Genomic DNA, 745 nt, shown 5'->3' with positions numbered 1-745 from the left:
CTGTGGCGGAACTGTTGGGTTATTTTTTTCCTCCTGTGGCTTCACATATAGGTCCTGCACCAACAGGATCACGATTAATATTATAGGGGTAGCCAAAATAATACCCCATAGGCCTGCAAAGGTAGCGACGATCACCTGGGAAGTGATAATGAGTGCCGGCGGAATTTTAATTAGGTGTTGCTGCACCTTGGGAGTGATTAAATTGCTTTCCAGCAGTTGTATAAAAATATAAATCCCTGCAACGATAAATGCGGTTTGGGGGTCCTGAGATAAAGCCACCAGGAGTGCCGGGGCCATTGCTAATATGGGACCAAAATTCGGTATGAAATTCAAGAACCCGGCGATAATCGCCAAAGCAAGCCACATGGGCATTCCAATGATCTTTAGCCCTATGGCAGTGAGCACAAAAATAACGAACATAGCAAAAATCTTTCCTGTGAGCCAAGATGGCTTAATACATCATCGGCTTTTCCACGACCTTTTGGCGGAACCAGCTTTTTAATTCCGTTGGTGTACAAATAGGGAGAGGCAGTGAGATAAACGCCCACCAGTAAGATCACGTAAATATCCCCAAGAACTCCAAAGGTGGTCCTGAAAAACCTGGTGAAAAACCCGGATAAATTTTTATCTGTTCTGGCTTCAGAAAATTTCTCTACTACCTTCTGCCCAAGCCAGGATTGGTTGAGATAATCTTTGGCATTCTGATAAGTGGAGGGTAGGGAATCACTAAGTTGAGACAGCTGCT

At 44.4% G+C, this 745-nt stretch carries 1 protein-coding gene and 1 pseudogene; both read right to left on the bottom strand.

The window, feature by feature from the left end:
• On the bottom strand, positions 1-420 hold a 420-nt coding region (locus HC175_RS15745), incomplete at its 3' end, for an AI-2E family transporter (RefSeq protein ID WP_168139383.1).
• Positions 390-745 (bottom strand): annotated as a pseudogene (locus HC175_RS15740) (hypothetical protein); the annotation flags it as partial. The gene HC175_RS15745 and the pseudogene HC175_RS15740, both read right to left, overlap by 31 nt.

Source organism: Salinimicrobium oceani (genome assembly GCF_012037645.1).
The sequence above is the reverse complement of the archived record's forward strand: the minus strand, read 5'-3'. Positions and strand labels throughout refer to the sequence as shown.